A 15,890-nucleotide genomic window follows, 5' to 3' on the forward strand; every position below is an offset into this window, starting at 1 on the left:
AAACGGTTGGTGCTGGAGCGAAGAAAGAAGGCCGCACCCAGGGGCTGCGGCCTTCAGCTTTTCGGAGTTTGTTGCGGAATGGCGTTGAGGACCGGGTTGCCGTCCTTGTTGCGGGTCAGGTAGACCGGCAGCACCTTGGGCAGGGACGCCGCCAGGCTGTTGAGCTCCTTGATGTTGTAGATGCCGCCGAGGCGGATCGAGCCGGTACTGTGATCGGCCAGCATCAGCGGCTTGCCCAGGTATCGATTGATCAAGGGCAGGGCATCGGACAGCGCCAGATCATCAAGCACCAGTTTGCCGCTGCGCCAGGCCAATGAATTATCGTTAGCGTAGGTCTGGCTGATCTGCGGTGTGTAGTCGCCGTGTTTATAACGGGCCTGCATCGCCGGCCCGAGACGCAAGCCATCGCCCGGAAGATCATCATTGCTGCTCACCAGCACCGAACCTTCAATCAGGTTGACGCGCACCTGATCCTCATACATCCAGACGTTGAACTTGGTGCCGGTGACCCGAATCTTGCCGTCCGCGGACTTGACGATAAAAGGGTGAGTGGTGTCGTGGCTGACGCTGAAAAAAGCTTCACCCTTTTCCAGCGTGACCCGGCGATGGTCCTTGTAGTTGCTGAACGTCAGCTCACTGCCCAGGTTCAGTTCCACCTGGCTGCCGTCGCTCAGGGTGACCTGACGAACCGTATCGCCGGCCTCGAAGTGCTGGTAGGCATCGGGCAGCCAGCCGAGATTCCAGCCGCTATAGGCCGCCAGCGGCAACGCCAGGGCACACACGGCGGCGGCGATGCCGACCGTGCGCCAAGGCGTTGCCGGTTTGACCCGGGCCGCTGGTACCACGGCGTCGGGACGAGGCAAATCCCCTGCGACTTCCCAGATCTCCAGCATGGCCTCGTACTCGAACGCGTGAAGCGGATGAGCATCACGCCATTGCTCGAAAGCCAGGCGCTCTTGCGCGGTGCAGTCGATGGCGTGCAGACGCATGCACCAGTGCGCAGCGGCATCGGTGATGGCGTCATATTGGGCTTGCGAGAAAGGGCTGTCGGTCATTGACTCATCCTGATTTCCTGCATTCTAACCTTGAGCGAAGTCGGCGAGAACAACCGTCATGGCAATTACCCATCAATCAGGAATGTTTTTTACTTAAACACTCTGAAAAAACCGGCAGTTGCCATGCAGTATCCATAAAACCCGTGAAAAAATGATCAAAATCAGCGGTGAGTCAAGGCGAGGTTGTCGGTGTTACCGGCACCGGGTCGAGCTGCCGGCCCATTTCGCAGACGAGCCTCGCGATTGAATCCGCGTTACGCAAAACAGGGGGGTGTTTGCGCTTGTCGCCGTTCATCGCTCGCCAGCTTGATATGGCTGAGCCAGGTAAAGTCCTTGTCTGACAGGGAGTGGGTTTTTCCGAGTTCCTGGTGCAAACCCGGCTCATTGAGCACTTGCGGAAAAAACAATGAGGGAGGAGAAGTGGTCATGGAGGTCTCGAAAGGATCGCCACATCGGCGAATAATGAGTGAACCTCCAACCTAGGTGATACCCGCACGGGCAAGGTGGTAAATAGTTATCGCAATGTTCGGTGCCGGGTCGGTTACATTGAACTCAATCGAAAGATTGACAGCCGGCTCGGGTCGCGTTGTTTAATTGGTTCGCATATCCCTCGTACGCTGTTGCCCCCTCCAATAATTAGTCTGGAGCTTCAGATGTCTGCGCCACACGATCAAGTGTCTACTGCTGTCTCGCAAAACCTGTCCCTCGAAGCGCTGACGGGCTTGCTTGAGAAGATCTTCCTGCGTCACGGTACGTCGGCCGACGTCGCTCGCGTACTGGCGCTCAACTGCGCTGGCGCCGAGCGCGATGGCGCCCACAGCCATGGCGTGTTCCGCATGCCCGGTTATGTGTCGACACTGCAAAGCGGCTGGGTCAATGGCCAGGCCGTGCCGGTGGTCGAGGATGTGGCCTCGGGTTTTGTCCGGGTCGACGCTGGCAACGGGTTCGCCCAACCGGCCCTCGCGGCGGCACGTGGGTTGCTGGTGGAAAAGGCCCGCAGTGCCGGCATTGCGGTGCTGGCGATTCGTAATTCTCACCATTTCGCCGCCCTGTGGCCGGATGTCGAACCGTTCGCCTATGAGGGGCTGGTGGCGCTGAGCGTGGTCAACAGCATGACCTGCGTCGTGCCGCACGGTGCCGACCGTCCGCTGTTCGGGACCAACCCGATTGCCTTCGCCGCACCGCGGGCCGATGGCGAGCCGATTGTCTTCGACCTCGCCACCAGCGCCATTGCCCATGGCGACGTGCAGATTGCCGCCCGCAAGGGCGAACGGTTGCCCGCAGGCATGGGCGTGGACAGCCTAGGCCAGCCGACCCAGGACCCGAAAGCGATTCTGGAAGGGGGCGCTTTACTGCCGTTCGGCGGACACAAGGGGTCGGCCCTGTCGATGATGGTGGAGCTGTTGGCGGCGGCGTTGACCGGTGGCCATTTTTCCTTCGAGTTCGATTGGTCGAACCATCCGGGTGCCAGGACGCCCTGGACCGGCCAGTTATTGATCGTCATCGACCCGAGCAAGGCGGCTGGACAGAGCTTTGCCGAGCGCAGCCAGGAACTCGTGCGGCAGATGCACGGTGTGGGCCTCAAGCGTTTGCCGGGGGACCGACGCCACCAGCAGCGGGCCAAAACCGCTACCGATGGCATCCAGCTTGATGCTCAGACGTTGGCGGATCTGCGGGAATTGGCGGGGCTCTGAAACCTGCTCAGGCAGGAACGGCGAACTCTATCCCTGATGCCGGTCCCTGTAGGAGCGAGCTTGCTCGCGATGGACGTAAAGGATAACGCGTTTTTTCTGAATAAACGCGGCGCCCTTGAGACCATCGCGAGCAAGCTTGCTCCTACATTACCGCCGACCCAGCAGCAACCCGACCACCAGGCCGAAACCGGCGGAGATGGCCACGGTTTGCCACGGATGCCCACCGATGTAGGTCTCGGTGGCTTCGACCGCAGGCAGGGTCCGGTCACGAACGCTGGTCACCGAGTCCCGGGCCTGCTGGAGTTTCTGGGCAATCTGCCCACGAAGGGTATCCGCTTCCTCACCGACCAGTGAGGCACTGCTCTTGAGCAGTTTTTCCGACTCTTCGATCAGAGCCTGCAGTTCGCTGAAGGCTTGATCCTTGATTTGATCTTCGGCGACTTGTGCGGCGGTTTTCCGGGCCATTGAGGTACTCCTTGCAGGTGAATGGACAGTGAACAATGGAGTCTGCGACCGTGGGAAAAGTTGCAGCGAATTTGTGTGCCGACGTCGTCCTGATGAGAAATCTGGCGCAGGAAATTTCTTTCTACAGTGTAAGATGTCGCCTATTTTACGCCGCAGGTATTTCCCATGAGCTTCAATCTGGCCGACAGACCCCTCCCCGAGCGCGCTGCGCTTGAAGATGAGAAATCCCGTCTGTTCGAACTCTGGCAAAACAACCTGGGCAAAGCCAAAGGCGAGGCGGCGCGGTTGTTTGGCGAACGGGCCAAGCGCAAAGGCAAATGGGCCGAGTGGGTGCGTGCCGAACTCGACGGCATGTCGCCGCCGGAATTTGCGAACATGGTGCGCAGTGAAGTCAATCGGCTGATGGCTGCGAAATAGATGTCCATCTGACATTAACCCCCGTAGGAGCTGCCGATGGCTGCGATCTTTTGATCTTGATCTTCTCGGGATCGCTGAGAAGCAAGATCAAAAGATCGCAGCCTTCGGCAGCTCCTACAGTTGATGGGTGTCGCCCGCGAGCGTTGTGACCGACACATGCCCCTTGTGAGAGCGAAGGTTCAGCGCTGTTGAAGCCACTCTTCACGGGTGATTTCCCATAGTTCTCTCGGCAATCGCCCGCTGACGAAGTCCCTCTCGTCGGTGCCGATCAAGCGCATGCCCGTGCGCTGCGAGAGTTTGCGCGAGCCAATATTGAGCGCCGCTTTCGGAACACGCAGCACTGAACGAGCGAGCGTCTCGAACCAGTATTCGGTCACGGCGGCACTGGCTTCGCTCATCAAGCCCTGGCCTTGCCACTGCGGTGCAAGCCAGAAACCGCGGTTGTTGTCCTGCTCATTCATCAGGCTGATAGTGCCGATCAGTTGCTCGGGTGCCGACTTCAACCGGATCGACCAGTGCCATTCCTCGCCGCAGGCCATCGCTGGCAGGGCGTTATCCCGCAGATAAGACAGCGCCCCGTCGGCGGGATAGGGCCAGGGCACCAACGCGTTCAGATAGCGCACCACTTCCCAATGCGGGAACTGTTGCTGGATTGCCTCGGCATCGGCCAGTTCCAGCGCGCGCAGGATCAGGCGTTCGGTGTAGAGCGTGGGGATGTCCATGGGTGTTACCTCCTTGTCCATACGTACTGAACGTTATCGCCAGCGCCGAATTTACCGGGGTGTGACCGTCGGCCCCGGCAGGCTGAGCTTGCCACTGTCGACAAAACGCAGGGTACCAAACAAGCCGCCAGCCAGTTTGCCGCGCAGCACGTAAGGCACGTTGTTCAGCGTTTGCGTCTGGCTCAGGCCCAGTGTCTGGCGCAGCACCGAGAACGCCGAGACGCTGACCGGCACGGTCAGCACAGTGTCGGAAAAGCGCGCAATCGTGCCGGCCTGATCACTGACGCCCGAGGCCAGGGGCTGGCCGTTTACCTCCAGGTCCAAGGCCACGCCGTTGTAGTCGATCGCGGTTTCATTGGGGTTTTGCACGCGTATCTTCACGGCAAAACGCACTTCCATGTCCTGGCTCGGCAACGGCTCGAAACCGACCACGTTGATGTTCAGTGGATCGCGATTGGGCAGCAGGGCGCAGGCGCTCAGGGAGAGCAACAGCAATGAGAGGGATAAAGCGAGGAGTCTGCGCATGAAGGAACTCTCGACAGAAAAGGGGATCGAACCACTGATGGCTCGACCCTTGAGCAACTGTCCAGCGGTCCATGTGCGACACGTTCACTGTGAGGGGTTCGTCGCAGACTGTCACTTGTTGATGAGCGATGTGCCTTCGGCAAGCGCTGTCATCAAGCGCTTCGCGGGCCCGATTACCGCTAATCCTGAATCGAAACCCGCATCACCGGATCCTTGATAAACCCTGACCAATCCTTCCCTTCAGCCGTTCCGGCCGGTGGGGGCTTCAGGGATCGGTGGGTTCTCCATGACCTGCAGGATCGACGCCTCTGGATCGAAGTCATCTTCTTCCAGTTCGATGAACTCCTCGGGCAGAAAGATGTTGAGCACGATCGCACACAGCGCACCGACGGTAATCGGTGATTCGAAGATGTTGAGCAGCGCCTTCGGCAATTCCCGCAGCACTTGCGGCACGGCCGCCACACCCAGGCCCATGCCGATGGAAATCGCTACGATCAGCATGTTGCGCCGGTGCAGGCCGGCTTCGGCGAGGATCTTGATCCCGGCCACGGCGACGGTGCCGAACATCACCAATTCGGCACCGCCGAGCACGGGTTTGGGCATCAATTGCAGTACCGCGCCTATCATCGGGAACAGCCCCAGCACCACCAACAGGCCGGCAATGAAAAACGCCACGTAGCGGCTGGCGACGCCGGTGAGCTGAATCACCCCGTTGTTCTGGGCGAAGGTCACCATCGGCATGCTGTTGAACACCGCCGCCATGGCCGAATTGAGACCGTCGGCGAGCAAACCGGACTTGATCCGGCGGAGGTAGATCGGGCCTTTGACCGGCTGCCGGGAAATCATCGAATTGGCGGTCAGGTCACCGGCAGCTTCCAGCGGCGACACCAGGAAAATCACCGCCACCGGCACGAACGCCACCCAGTCGAAGGAGAAACCGTACTTGAACGGCACCGGTACGCTCATCAGCGGCACGTCGGGCAGGCTGGCAAAATTGACGTCACCCAGCAGCCAGGCCACGGCATAGCCGAGCGTCAAGCCGATGACAATCGCACCGAGGCGCAAAAATGGCACATCGATGCGGTTCAACACGACAATGGTCCCAAGGACCAATGCCGCCAGCCCCAGGTGGCTGGCCGCACCGAGATCTGCCGCACCGAAGCCGCCGGCGATGTCGGTCATCGCAACCTTGATCAGCGACAGGCCCATGAGGGTGATGATGGTCCCGGTCACCACCGGGGTGATGAGCATGCGCAGTTTGCCGATGAACTGGCTCAAGACAACTTCGATGAACGCCGCGAAAAAGCACACGCCAAAGATCGTCGAGAGGATTTCATCGGGGCCGCCACCTCGGGCCTTGACCATGAACCCGGCGCTGAGAATCACGCTGATGAATGAGAAGCTGGTGCCTTGCAGGCACAGCAGGCCGGAACCGACCGGCCCGAAGCGCCGCGCCTGGACGAAAGTGCCCAGGCCCGAGACGAACAGCGCCATGCTGATCAGGTATGGCACTTCGCTTTGCAGGCCCAGGGCACTGCCCATGATCAGGGTCGGGGTGATGATGCCGACGAAACTCGCCAGTACATGTTGCAGGGCGGCGAAGACCGTGGCGGTCAAGTGCGGGCGATCGTCGAGGCCGTAGATCAGGTCGTTGTGGCGCGAGGCAGGGGCTTTTTCAGAGGCGGTCATGGTGGTGTGCGTGCCAGAAGGCGGGCCGGGTCAAAAATGGAGGCGCAGGATGCCAGAAAGACCATTTAGTGGCGAGCGATGAGCCCGATGGCTGGCACAATCCCTGTGGGAGCGGGCTTGCTCGCGAAGAGGCCGGCACATCCAGCATTGATATCGACTGACACGACGCCTTCGCGAGCAAGCCCGCTCCCACAGGGTCGTCGCAGGATTCAAGCAAACGCTGCCAGCAAATCCTCCTCAAACGCCTTCTGCGCATCCCCCGGCACCTGCGCCCGATGCCGGGCCAGATGAAACGCCACCTCGAAACTCATATCGCCACGGCGCACGCCCCTGAGCAAACCCTTGTCCTCCCAGCTCCTGGCAAAGTGACTGGGCAGATACCCCACATGCTTGCCAGAGAGAATGAAGGCGAGGGTGCCTTCGACCTGCTCCGAGCGCGCCGAACACAGCTTGCCCTGGAACGGTTCGTCGCAGCGCAAGAAGCGGTAAGGGTGATCGACCCGGTCGCAGGCCTGGAGTGCCTGATCGTCCGGCGCGTCATCCGTGAACAACGGATGGCCGGGGGCGCAATACAAATGCTGGGTTTCGGTGAACAGTTCGCGGTAGTCAAACGCGCTTTGCACCTGTGAGAAATAGCCGATCGCCAGGTCCAGCCGCTGTTGCAGCAGCAAGCGCTCCATGTCCCCGGGCATGGCACTGATCAACTCGATGCGTACCGATTCGTCCCGCTCGCGAAAGCGCCGGATGGCTTCGGCCACCCGTTGCAGCACCGATTGATCGAGCGCCTCGGACAACCCCAGCCGTACTTCGCCGATCAATCGACCCGCCACGCCGTTGGACTGATGGCGGAATGCTTCGATGGATTCGAACAACCCTCTCGTCGCCGTCAGCAGTCGTTCACCCTTGGGCGTGATCTTGAATCCGCCCTTGCCGCGACTGCACAACCGATAGCCGAGCCGGGTTTCAAGCTTGGCCATTTGCTGGCTGATGCTCGACTGGCTCAGGCCCAGTTCACCCTGGGCCGCGCTGAAGCCACCGCATTCGACCACGCTGACGAACAGTCGCAGCAGGTGCAGATCAAGATCGTGCAGTTGGCCGAGCATCAAACATTACTCCAGGATAAAGTCAGGATAACAATCCTTATATTTTACCAATGTATCCGACGCTGCATCCTGCAACCACTTCTCCTGGTCAGGTGTTCGTCATGGCTCTTCCACTCAAGCTGTGTTTACCCGCGCTGTTCCTCGCCATGGCCGTCACGGTCCAGGCCGAGGAAAAGGTTGTCAATCTGTACAGTTGGGCCGATTACGTGGCGCCGCAAACGCTGCAGCGGTTCGAGCAGGAAACCGGCATCCACGTACGTTACGACACCTTCGATGCTTCCGAAGTCCTGGAAACCAAATTGCTCACCGGTGGCAGCGGGTATGACGTGGTGGTGCCGTCGTCGAGTGTGCTGGCCCGCGGGCTGGCGGCCGGTGCGCTGAAGGAAATTCCCCACGAGGGCCTCAAGGGCTACGCCAACCTCGACCCGGACTTGCTGGAAAAGCTCGCGGCCGTGGATCCTGGCAACCGTTATGGCGTGCCCTACACCTGGGGCACCCTGGGTTTGGGGATGAACGTCGAAGCCGTGACGCAGCGTTTGCCGAACGTGCCGCTCAATAGCCTGGACCTGCTGTTCAAGCCGCAATACGCCAGCAAGCTGAAAGACTGCGGCATTGCCATTCTCGATTCGCCCCAGGAAGTGGTCGGTCTGGCCCTGCATTACCTGGGGAAAAATCCCTACAGCACCGACAAGGCCGATCTGTCAGCCGCCGAGGCGTTGTTGCATCAGCTGCAGCCCAATGTGCTGTACGTCGCCACCGGTCGGCAGATCAGCGATCTGGCCAATGGCAGCGTCTGCCTGGCATTGACCTACAACGGTGACGCCAGCATGGCCGCCGACCAGGCGCGCAAGGCCAACAAACCGTTCGAGGTGGCGTACCGGATTCCGCGGGAGGGCACGCTGGTCTGGCAGGACAACCTGGCGATTCCCAAGGATGCGCCTCATCCCGAAGCCGCCCGCGCCTTTATCGAATTCATGTTGCGCCCGGAATCCGTCGCGGCGCTGACCAATACGCTGTTCTTTGCCACGGCCAACCAGGCGGCGACACCGCTGGTGGATGAGGCGGTGCGCAGCGATCCGGACATTTACCCACTGGCCGACGTGCGAGAACGGCTGTATGCCGACCGCAGCATGAGCCTCAAGGACATGCGCCAGCGCACTCGCTTGTGGACCACTTTCCGTAGCCGCCAATAATAAGGAGCCTTCAATGGACGTCCCTGTGCAGAACGATCAAGCCCTCACCCGTGACAGCCTTTACGGAACAGTCGCCGAAAGCACCTACGCCGGTATCACCAGTTTCATGCGCCGTCGCTACAGCCGCGACTTGCGCGGTGTCGACGTGGCGGTCAGCGGGGTGCCGTTCGACACGGCGACCAGCAACCGCCCTGGCGCGCGTTTCGGACCGCGGGGCATTCGGGCCGCGTCCACCGGGATTGCCTGGGAGCGCCACTGGCCGTGGACGTTCGATCCGTTCGACCATCTGGCGGTGGTCGACTACGGTGACTGCGACTTCGATTACGGCACGCCGCAGTCGATTCCGGAAAGCATCGAGGCGCACGCCGAGCACATCCTCAACGCCGGCAGCGCGATGCTGACGTTCGGCGGCGACCACTTCATCACCTATCCGTTACTCAAGGCCCATGCCCGCAAACATGGGGCGTTGTCGCTGATCCACTTCGATGCCCACAGCGATACCTGGCCGGACGAGGGCGGCAAGCGCGTCGATCACGGCACCATGTTCTGGCACGCGGCCAGGGAAGGTCTGGTCGATCCGTCGCGGTCGGTGCAGATCGGTTTGCGTACCACCAATGACGATCATCAGGGGTTCGAGGTGCTGGATGCGCGCTCTGTGCACCGACGCGGGGTTGATGCGATTGTCGAGGCGATTCGGGCGCGGGTCGGGGATAATCCGGTGTACCTGACGTTCGACATCGACTGCCTCGACCCGGCTTTTGCTCCGGGTACCGGGACGCCGGTGTGTGGCGGCTTGAGCACGGTGCAGGCGCTGGAAATCCTCGGCGGCCTGCGTGGAATCAATCTGGTGGGGATGGACGTGGTGGAAGTGGCGCCGGCCTACGACAGTGCGGACATCACATCATTGGCGGCGGCGACCCTGGCGATGGAGATGCTGTGCCTCTATGCGGCCAGACACAAGGTCGATCGGTAACACGCGGTCAAATGTGGGAGCGGGCTTGCTCCGGGCGGCGTTCCGACGAAAGCGGCCGTCCAGTCAACCATGATGTCGCCTGACACTCCGTCTTCGCGAGCAAGCCCGCTCCCACACTGGATTTCAGCGAATACAGAATCTGTGCATCACCCGGATCAAATGTGGGAGCAGGTTTGATGGGTGTCAAGCCACTGGGATAATTGGCAAGTCCAGGGTTTCAGCCCCGGTAAACCGCGTCATCGATCCGGCAATGGATTCATGGGGCACGCCCATTGCCACCTCGCTGACGCCGTCAAGCCGCGACACCTGCTCAACGCTCAAGCTCACCTCCAGCGCCCCCAACGTCGCATCCAGTTGCTCTCGGGTCCGCGAACCCAGAATTGGAATCAGCGCGGTGGTCGAACGCCGGGCCTTTTCCCGCAGCCAGGCAATGGCCACATGGGTCGGGCTGGCTTCCAGTTCCGCGGCGACGGCCAGCAAGGCGTCGAGCAGGGCGGTGTCCCGGGCGCTTTTCTCGGCGTGAACCAGCATGCCGAGTTTGGCCGCGCGGTTGTCACCATCGTTGCCGCGGTACTTGCCGGTAAGGAACCCGCCACCCAAGGGCGACCATAACGTCGCGGCCAGGCCGAGGGCTTCGGCCATGGGCAGTTGTTCCCGTTCGGCTGTGCGTTCGGCAAGGCTGTACTCGACCTGAATGGCGGCAATCGGCGCAAAGCCGCGAACCTCGGCCAGCAAGTCGGCCCGGGCGATGCGCCACGCCGGGAAGTTCGACAACCCGGCGTAATGAATCTTGCCGGCGCGCACCAGATCGTCGAAACCACGCAGGATCTCTTCCATAGGCGTTACGCCGTCGCTCATATGCGCCCAGAACAGATCGATGTGATCGGTTTTCAGCCGTGTCAGGCTTTCTTCCACGGCACGGATCATATTCTTGCGGTTGTTGCCGGTGTGGGAAATGCCCGCAGCCGGTGTAGTCCCCAAGGTGTATTTGGTAGCGATGACCAGACGATCGCGTTCCGCGGCGATGAACTCGCTGAGCATGGCTTCCGACTGCCCACCTTGGTAACCGTTGGCGGTGTCGATGAAATTGCCACCGGCTTGCATATAGCCGTCGAAAATACGCTTGGCTTCATCACGTTCGGCGCCGTGACCCCAGCCTGTGCCGAAGTTACCGGCGCCCAGCGCCAGTTCCGAAACCCGCAAGCCGGTTTTGCGGCCAAAAACTTTGTAATGCATGGGATGACTCCTGACAGGAAAGACACTGGGCCGGGTTTAGATGTCGTGTGACATTCAAATAATATTATGCTCATAATATAATCCGTCAAGGCACTTTTCCATTCAGGACAAAAGGGCCGACGACCGGAGGATGAAGCCAGGCATTTCTCTCCAGAGAGATCGGCACCCAGATCGCCCGGCTGGACATCTCCCTGCAGCGGACGTGGCATACTGCCGCGTATGAATTTCGACTCCCCCCTCAGCGCCTGGCAGTACGCCATCGAACACAAGGGCTTCGTCCAGGACGAAGCCCAGGAACATGCGGTCTGGGCCTTGCAGAAATGCTATGAAGCCCTGCATGAAGGGCGCACGCCCATCACCGGCGTTTACCTGTGGGGTCCGGTCGGACGCGGCAAGACCTGGTTGATGGACCAGTTCTACCAGAGCCTGCAGGTGCCGGCCCGGCGCCAGCACTTTCATCACTTCATGGGCTGGGTGCATCAGCGCTCGTTCCAGCTGACCGGCACCGCCGACCCGTTGAAGGCACTGGCCCGTGAACTGAGCCAGGACGTGCGGGTGTTGTGCTTCGATGAGCTGTTCGTCAATGACATCGGTGACGCGATCATTCTCGGGCGCTTGTTCCAGGTGATGTTCGAGCAGGGCGTGGTGGTGGTCTGCACCTCCAATCAGCCGCCGGACCAACTGTACGCGGATGGCTTCAACCGCGACCGGTTCATGCCTGCCATCGCGGCGATCAAGCAGCACATGCAGGTGATCGAGGTCAATGGCGGCGAAGATCATCGCCTGCACCCCGGCACCGGTTTGCAACGTTACTGGGTCGCAACGCCCGGGCAGCCCGGCGCCTTGGCGGACGTGTTCAAGGCCCTGACCGTCGGCCAGTCGGTATCCAGCGAGCCGATCAAGGTCGGCTACCGTTCTCTCGATGTGCTGCAGTCCAGTGAAACCGTGCTCTGGAGCCGTTACTCCGACCTCTGTGAGCAGCCCTTTGCCGCGATGGATTTCATGGCACTGTGCGACACCTTCAAGGCTATTCTGTTGAGTGAGGTACCCAACCTCAGCGCGCAGAAACGCGCCGGACGCATCGCCCGCGGTACCGAAGATGGCGTCGAGCGGGTGGTGGCGGGCGATCGCGAGTTGCCGCAGTTGTCGGTGAATGACGACGGTGTGCGGCGTTTCATTGCCCTGGTGGACGAGTGCTACGACCGTAAAGTGCCGCTGTACCTCGAAGCACAGGTGCCGATGGAATCGCTCTACACCGAGGGTTATCTGGAATTTCCGTTTCGCCGCACCCTCAGCCGTCTACAGGAAATGCAGTTGCAACGTTTCGCCGACGCCTGATATTCGGGAGGAGAAGATGAATCAGCCGCTGTCGCACCATTTGCTCACCATGGCCTATCAGAACGCCTGGGCCAATCATCGACTCGCCGGGGCCTGGGGCCAGTTGAATCCGCAGGAGCTGACGGCGCCCAGGGTCAGTTTCTTCCCCAGCCTGCGCGCGACGCTCAATCACATCCTGACCTGTGACTGGTTTTACGTGGATGCACTGGAGCGCGAATTGCGCGGCGATGATCCGCATCCCGATTGCGCCGTATTTTTCAAGCACGACGAGCCTTGCTCAACAGCCGCCGACCTCAAGCGCGAGCAAGCCCTGGTGGACCGACGCCTGATTGCCTACTGCGAGCAAATGCGCGACGCAGACCTCGGCAAGATCGTGACCATCGCCCGTGACACGCCACAACATGACAGCCGTTTGCGCCTGTTGTCGCATCTGTTCGAGCACCAGATTCATCATCGCGGGCAGGTTCATGCCATGCTCAGCGGCACCCCGGTCAAGCCGCCGCAACTGGACGAGTTTTTCTGTGCCGGTGAGTCGGGATTACGGGCGGCGGATTTTGCCGAGCTCGGGTGGACGGAAGCCTTGATCTGGGGGCATTGAAGTCAAAAGATCGCAGCCTGCGGCCGAACGCGTCCCCCATGGATGGGATGTACATCGCCCCTGTAGGAGCTGGCTTGTCGGATCGCCGCACCGCAGCGAAGGCGGCCTATCAGTCAACACCTCTAGTGAATGTGCCGCCGTCTTCGCCAGCAAGCCGGCTCCTACACGGGATCGCTGTCGTTCACCAATTGGGAGTTCGCTGAAGATCCCCTGTAGGAGCTGGCTTGCCAGCGAAAGCGGTCTGTCAGCCAACACCTCTGCCGAACGTGCCGCCGTTTTCGCCAGCAAGCCGGCTCCTACACGGGATCTGTCATTTCGGCTTGTAGGACTCGGTCACTTGCGCGGTTTGATCGTCCGGGACCCGGACCTCCGAGCCTTTGTTCTCCTGAACCTGCTGTTGACTGAGCCGTAGGCTGTCGAAGTAATACCGCATCCGTTCTGCCCCACCTTCGGCCAATGCGTTGGCCGAGACGAACGTCATCAGGCCGGCGATGATCAGGGGTGTACGTTTCATGGTGTGCCTCCCATCAGGAATGTCGGGTGCCTTTCGTCCGTGCTCCAAGGCGATGTCGAAGGTCCATTATCTGCCGATTCCGTTAATTGGGCGTTAAACGCTAGAGCTTCCAGTCCAGGCTCAGGGTGACTGTGCGCGGGTCGCCCCAGAACACGCCGTTGTAGAAGCCGACGTTGTCGTAATACTTTGTGTCGAACAGGTTATCGACGTTCAGGGACGCCGACAGGTGCCGATCGAATTCGTAGCGCGACATCAGTTTGACCACGGTGTAGGCCTGCTGGCGGATCTTCGCGCTTTCGGTGATGATCTCTCCAGCGGCGCCGCGCCCGACCGGGCGCCTGGAGTTGCCAAAGACGTCACTCTGCCAGTTCACCGCGCCTCCGACTGTCAGCGCCTGCCAATCACCCGGCAGGCGATAGGCCGTGGAAAGCCGCAACATATTCAATGGCTGGTTGGTCAAGGTCCGTTTCTTTTCGCCATTGACCGAATGGGTGTAGGTGTAGCCGGCCGTCATGTTCCATCCGACCATGACCTCGCCGGAGACCTCGGCTTCGAAGCCCTGGACCTTGTTGCCTTTACCGCCTGACTTGAAGAATTCCTCGCGGGTCACCGGGTCCGGCGGCACTGAGTCGTCGAGTTCCGCGACGTTGTCCTGTTTGCTCCAGAACAGCGCGGTAGCCAGGTTGAGGCGTTCTTCCAGCAGACTGCCCTTGAGCCCCAGCTCATAGTTGCTGCCCACCACCGGCTCGAGGTATTTGCGGTTGCTGTCGCGATTGGACTGCGGTTTGAAAATGTCGGTGTAGCTGACATACACGGTGTATTCCGGGGTGAGGTCGTAGAGCAGGCCGGCGTAGGGCGTCCACATGTCGCTGTGCTGTTGGCTGGTGTTTTCCGACCCGCTCAGTTGCAGATCACCATCGTAGCTGTTGCTCGTTTTCGAAGCTTTCCAGCTGCCATACCGACTGCCGAGTATGGCGTGCAGCTCACCGGTCAGACTCAAGCGAGTGGCGAGGTAACCGGCCTTCTGGCGGGTACTGTCTTTTGAACCTGTAAGGCTGGTGACGGTGTTGGGGAATTTGGCGATGTCGCCCATGTATTTCCAGTCGCGGACGTTTTCGTAATCGGAGGCTCTCGGGCCATCTACCGTATAGGGGTTTACTTCGCTTCGTTCGGCTTCTCCATAGCCGAGCATCATCTCGTGTTCGCGCCCGAACAGCATGTACGGCCCGGACACATTGAAGTCATAGGCCTTCATTTTCTGCGTGCCGATCATGTGGCTGACGTTAGCGATCATGCCGCTACGATCAGCTTCGGGGAAGCCGCCGCCGGCATAGTAGATCTTGCCGTCGGTATCGCTTTCACGATGGGTATAGGCGGCCTTAATGTGCCAGCCGGCGCCTAGTTGATGGTCCAGATTGGCGAATGCGGTCTTGTCCTCGATCGGCCAGGAACTCCAGGACGTCGCCATGTTGGTCGAGCGCCCGAGGTTGGCTTTGCCACCGTCGGCGTTCCAGTAAGGCACCGTGCCCCAGGACGTGCCCTGAACGTGTTTGTTCTGATAGTCGTAACCCACGGCCAGCACGGTGTCGTCGGTCAAATCGGCTTCGAGAATGCCGTAGCCGACTTCCCGTTGTTGCTGGTACTTGTCGCGGAACGAACCGGCGTCGCGATAGGCCAGCACGCTGCGCCCGCGTAGTCGGCCGTCGAACGCCAGCGGGCCGCCGACATCCAGGTAGCTGTAATAGTCGTCATAACTGCCGCCACTGGCACCGGTCTGGACTTGCCACTGCGCGGTCGGTCGTTTGCGCACCATGTTGATGGTGGCCGACGGGTCGCCGGCGCCCGTGGTCAGGCCGGTCGCACCGCGAACCACTTCAATGCGGTCGTAGATGATGGTGTCTGAATCGGACTTCATGTAGCTGAAGGTGTTGAGCATGCCATCGACCTGGAAATTGCTGATCGAGTAGCCGCGCGAGGAATAGCTGACCCGGTCCGAGTCGTTGTGCTGCACCACCACGCCGGTGGTCTGGCCCATGGCTTCGGACAGCGAGCCGAGCTTGAAGTCGTCCATTTGCTGACGAGTGACCACGGACACCGATTGCGGCGTTTCCTTGATCGACAGGTTCAGGCGGGTGGCCGTGCTCATGGCACCGGTGGTGTACGACTCGGTGTTTTCGGTGGTACTGGCCAACCCCAGGGCGGTCACTTGGGTGGCGCCCAGCTCGAGGGTGCTGCCGGGTGCTTGATCAGAACCGGTTTCAGCCAGCACATCGGGGCACAGGGCGACACTGCACAGGCCCAGGGTAAAGGTCATGGAACGGGTGATAGGCGCGAACATCGCAGCCGACTCCTTGTCTTCGAGGGAAAA

15 protein-coding genes are annotated in these 15,890 nt (G+C 60.6%); 6 read left to right on the forward strand and 9 right to left on the reverse strand.

Translation table 11 applies throughout. The annotated features are described in order from the left end of the window. Positions 1-53: 53 nt before the first annotated feature. Positions 54-1,055 (reverse strand): FecR family protein, encoded by a 1,002-nt coding sequence (locus tag ACA062_RS14585; RefSeq protein ID WP_497457013.1) that lies wholly within the window; start codon positions 1,053-1,055, stop codon positions 54-56. 653 nt (positions 1,056-1,708) lie between these two features. On the opposite strand from ACA062_RS14585, the gene ACA062_RS14590 reads away from it, so the two are divergent. Further along, entirely contained in the window at positions 1,709-2,749 is a 1,041-nt protein-coding gene (locus ACA062_RS14590; RefSeq protein WP_497457014.1) for an Ldh family oxidoreductase, read from the forward strand. Positions 2,750-2,896: 147 nt separating this feature from the next. Here ACA062_RS14590 and ACA062_RS14595 read toward each other — a convergent pair whose 3' ends face one another. Beyond that, on the reverse strand, positions 2,897-3,214 hold the full coding sequence (locus ACA062_RS14595; RefSeq protein ID WP_064677549.1) for an ElaB/YgaM/YqjD family protein: 318 nt from the start codon (positions 3,212-3,214) through the stop codon (positions 2,897-2,899). A gap of 165 nt (positions 3,215-3,379) precedes the next feature. Between ACA062_RS14595 and ACA062_RS14600 the strand changes: the two genes are divergently transcribed. Further along, entirely contained in the window at positions 3,380-3,631 is a 252-nt protein-coding gene (locus ACA062_RS14600) for a hypothetical protein (protein WP_128869801.1), read from the forward strand. A gap of 179 nt (positions 3,632-3,810) precedes the next feature. Here the strand turns inward: ACA062_RS14600 and ACA062_RS14605 are convergent, their stop codons facing one another. The 4 genes from ACA062_RS14605 to ACA062_RS14620 all read right to left on the reverse strand — a co-directional run bounded on the left by ACA062_RS14605 (position 3,811) and on the right by ACA062_RS14620 (position 7,670). Next, positions 3,811-4,353: a GNAT family N-acetyltransferase gene (locus tag ACA062_RS14605; protein ID WP_497457015.1), complete on the reverse strand. Its 543-nt coding sequence runs from the start codon at positions 4,351-4,353 to the stop codon at positions 3,811-3,813. Between the two features lie 51 nt (positions 4,354-4,404). After that, entirely contained in the window at positions 4,405-4,878 is a 474-nt protein-coding gene (locus tag ACA062_RS14610) for an LEA/WHy family protein (RefSeq protein WP_497457016.1), read from the reverse strand. Between the two features lie 240 nt (positions 4,879-5,118). Further along, positions 5,119-6,567 carry a nucleobase:cation symporter-2 family protein gene (locus ACA062_RS14615; protein ID WP_497457017.1) on the reverse strand — a complete coding sequence of 483 codons (1,449 nt, stop codon included), beginning with the start codon at positions 6,565-6,567 and terminating at the stop codon, positions 5,119-5,121. 209 nt (positions 6,568-6,776) lie between these two features. Then, positions 6,777-7,670, reverse strand: a complete 894-nt coding sequence (locus tag ACA062_RS14620) for a LysR family transcriptional regulator (RefSeq protein ID WP_497457018.1) — start codon at positions 7,668-7,670, stop codon at positions 6,777-6,779. 101 nt (positions 7,671-7,771) lie between these two features. On the opposite strand from ACA062_RS14620, the gene ACA062_RS14625 reads away from it, so the two are divergent. Both ACA062_RS14625 and speB read left to right on the forward strand, forming a co-directional pair. After that, positions 7,772-8,863 (forward strand): polyamine ABC transporter substrate-binding protein, encoded by a 1,092-nt coding sequence (locus ACA062_RS14625; protein ID WP_497457019.1) that lies wholly within the window; start codon positions 7,772-7,774, stop codon positions 8,861-8,863. 13 nt (positions 8,864-8,876) lie between these two features. Next, the gene (gene speB / locus ACA062_RS14630) at positions 8,877-9,836 is read left to right on the forward strand and encodes an agmatinase (protein WP_497457020.1); all 960 of its coding nucleotides are present in this window, start codon (positions 8,877-8,879) and stop codon (positions 9,834-9,836) included. A gap of 183 nt (positions 9,837-10,019) precedes the next feature. Here speB and ACA062_RS14635 read toward each other — a convergent pair whose 3' ends face one another. Next, positions 10,020-11,072 (reverse strand): aldo/keto reductase, encoded by a 1,053-nt coding sequence (locus ACA062_RS14635; RefSeq protein ID WP_497457021.1) that lies wholly within the window; start codon positions 11,070-11,072, stop codon positions 10,020-10,022. A 219-nt stretch (positions 11,073-11,291) separates the two neighbouring features. Here ACA062_RS14635 and zapE point away from each other — a divergent pair, with 219 nt between their 5' ends. Beyond that, complete coding sequence (zapE, locus tag ACA062_RS14640; protein ID WP_497457022.1) at positions 11,292-12,410, forward strand: cell division protein ZapE; 1,119 nt, start codon at positions 11,292-11,294, stop codon at positions 12,408-12,410. Between the two features lie 16 nt (positions 12,411-12,426). Continuing rightward, positions 12,427-13,008 carry a DinB family protein gene (locus ACA062_RS14645; protein ID WP_497457023.1) on the forward strand — a complete coding sequence of 194 codons (582 nt, stop codon included), beginning with the start codon at positions 12,427-12,429 and terminating at the stop codon, positions 13,006-13,008. A 310-nt stretch (positions 13,009-13,318) separates the two neighbouring features. On the opposite strand, the gene ACA062_RS14650 is transcribed toward ACA062_RS14645, so the two are convergent. Together ACA062_RS14650 and ACA062_RS14655 are read right to left on the reverse strand one after the other, a co-directional pair. Further along, positions 13,319-13,522, reverse strand: a complete 204-nt coding sequence (locus tag ACA062_RS14650; protein WP_497457024.1) for a hypothetical protein — start codon at positions 13,520-13,522, stop codon at positions 13,319-13,321. Positions 13,523-13,622: 100 nt separating this feature from the next. Then, a complete protein-coding gene (locus ACA062_RS14655) occupies positions 13,623-15,860 on the reverse strand; it encodes a TonB-dependent siderophore receptor (RefSeq protein WP_497457025.1) in 2,238 nt (745 codons plus the stop codon). Between the last annotated feature and the right edge of the window lie 30 nt (positions 15,861-15,890).

Source organism: Pseudomonas sp. LBUM1679 (assembly GCF_059695565.1).

Coding starts and splice junctions, on each gene's coding strand:
- ACA062_RS14595 (WP_064677549.1), bottom strand. CDS start 3,214: ATGGCCCGGAAAACCGCCGCACAAGTCGCCGAAGATCAAATCAAGGAT.
- ACA062_RS14655 (WP_497457025.1), bottom strand. CDS start 15,860: ATGTTCGCGCCTATCACCCGTTCCATGACCTTTACCCTGGGCCTGTGC.
- ACA062_RS14610 (WP_497457016.1), bottom strand. CDS start 4,878: ATGCGCAGACTCCTCGCTTTATCCCTCTCATTGCTGTTGCTCTCCCTG.
- ACA062_RS14585 (WP_497457013.1), bottom strand. CDS start 1,055: ATGACCGACAGCCCTTTCTCGCAAGCCCAATATGACGCCATCACCGAT.
- ACA062_RS14605 (WP_497457015.1), bottom strand. CDS start 4,353: ATGGACATCCCCACGCTCTACACCGAACGCCTGATCCTGCGCGCGCTG.
- ACA062_RS14635 (WP_497457021.1), bottom strand. CDS start 11,072: ATGCATTACAAAGTTTTTGGCCGCAAAACCGGCTTGCGGGTTTCGGAA.
- ACA062_RS14620 (WP_497457018.1), bottom strand. CDS start 7,670: ATGCTCGGCCAACTGCACGATCTTGATCTGCACCTGCTGCGACTGTTC.
- ACA062_RS14645 (WP_497457023.1), top strand. CDS start 12,427: ATGAATCAGCCGCTGTCGCACCATTTGCTCACCATGGCCTATCAGAAC.
- ACA062_RS14615 (WP_497457017.1), bottom strand. CDS start 6,567: ATGACCGCCTCTGAAAAAGCCCCTGCCTCGCGCCACAACGACCTGATC.
- ACA062_RS14650 (WP_497457024.1), bottom strand. CDS start 13,522: ATGAAACGTACACCCCTGATCATCGCCGGCCTGATGACGTTCGTCTCG.
- ACA062_RS14590 (WP_497457014.1), top strand. CDS start 1,709: ATGTCTGCGCCACACGATCAAGTGTCTACTGCTGTCTCGCAAAACCTG.
- ACA062_RS14625 (WP_497457019.1), top strand. CDS start 7,772: ATGGCTCTTCCACTCAAGCTGTGTTTACCCGCGCTGTTCCTCGCCATG.
- zapE (WP_497457022.1), top strand. CDS start 11,292: ATGAATTTCGACTCCCCCCTCAGCGCCTGGCAGTACGCCATCGAACAC.
- ACA062_RS14600 (WP_128869801.1), top strand. CDS start 3,380: ATGAGCTTCAATCTGGCCGACAGACCCCTCCCCGAGCGCGCTGCGCTT.
- speB (WP_497457020.1), top strand. CDS start 8,877: ATGGACGTCCCTGTGCAGAACGATCAAGCCCTCACCCGTGACAGCCTT.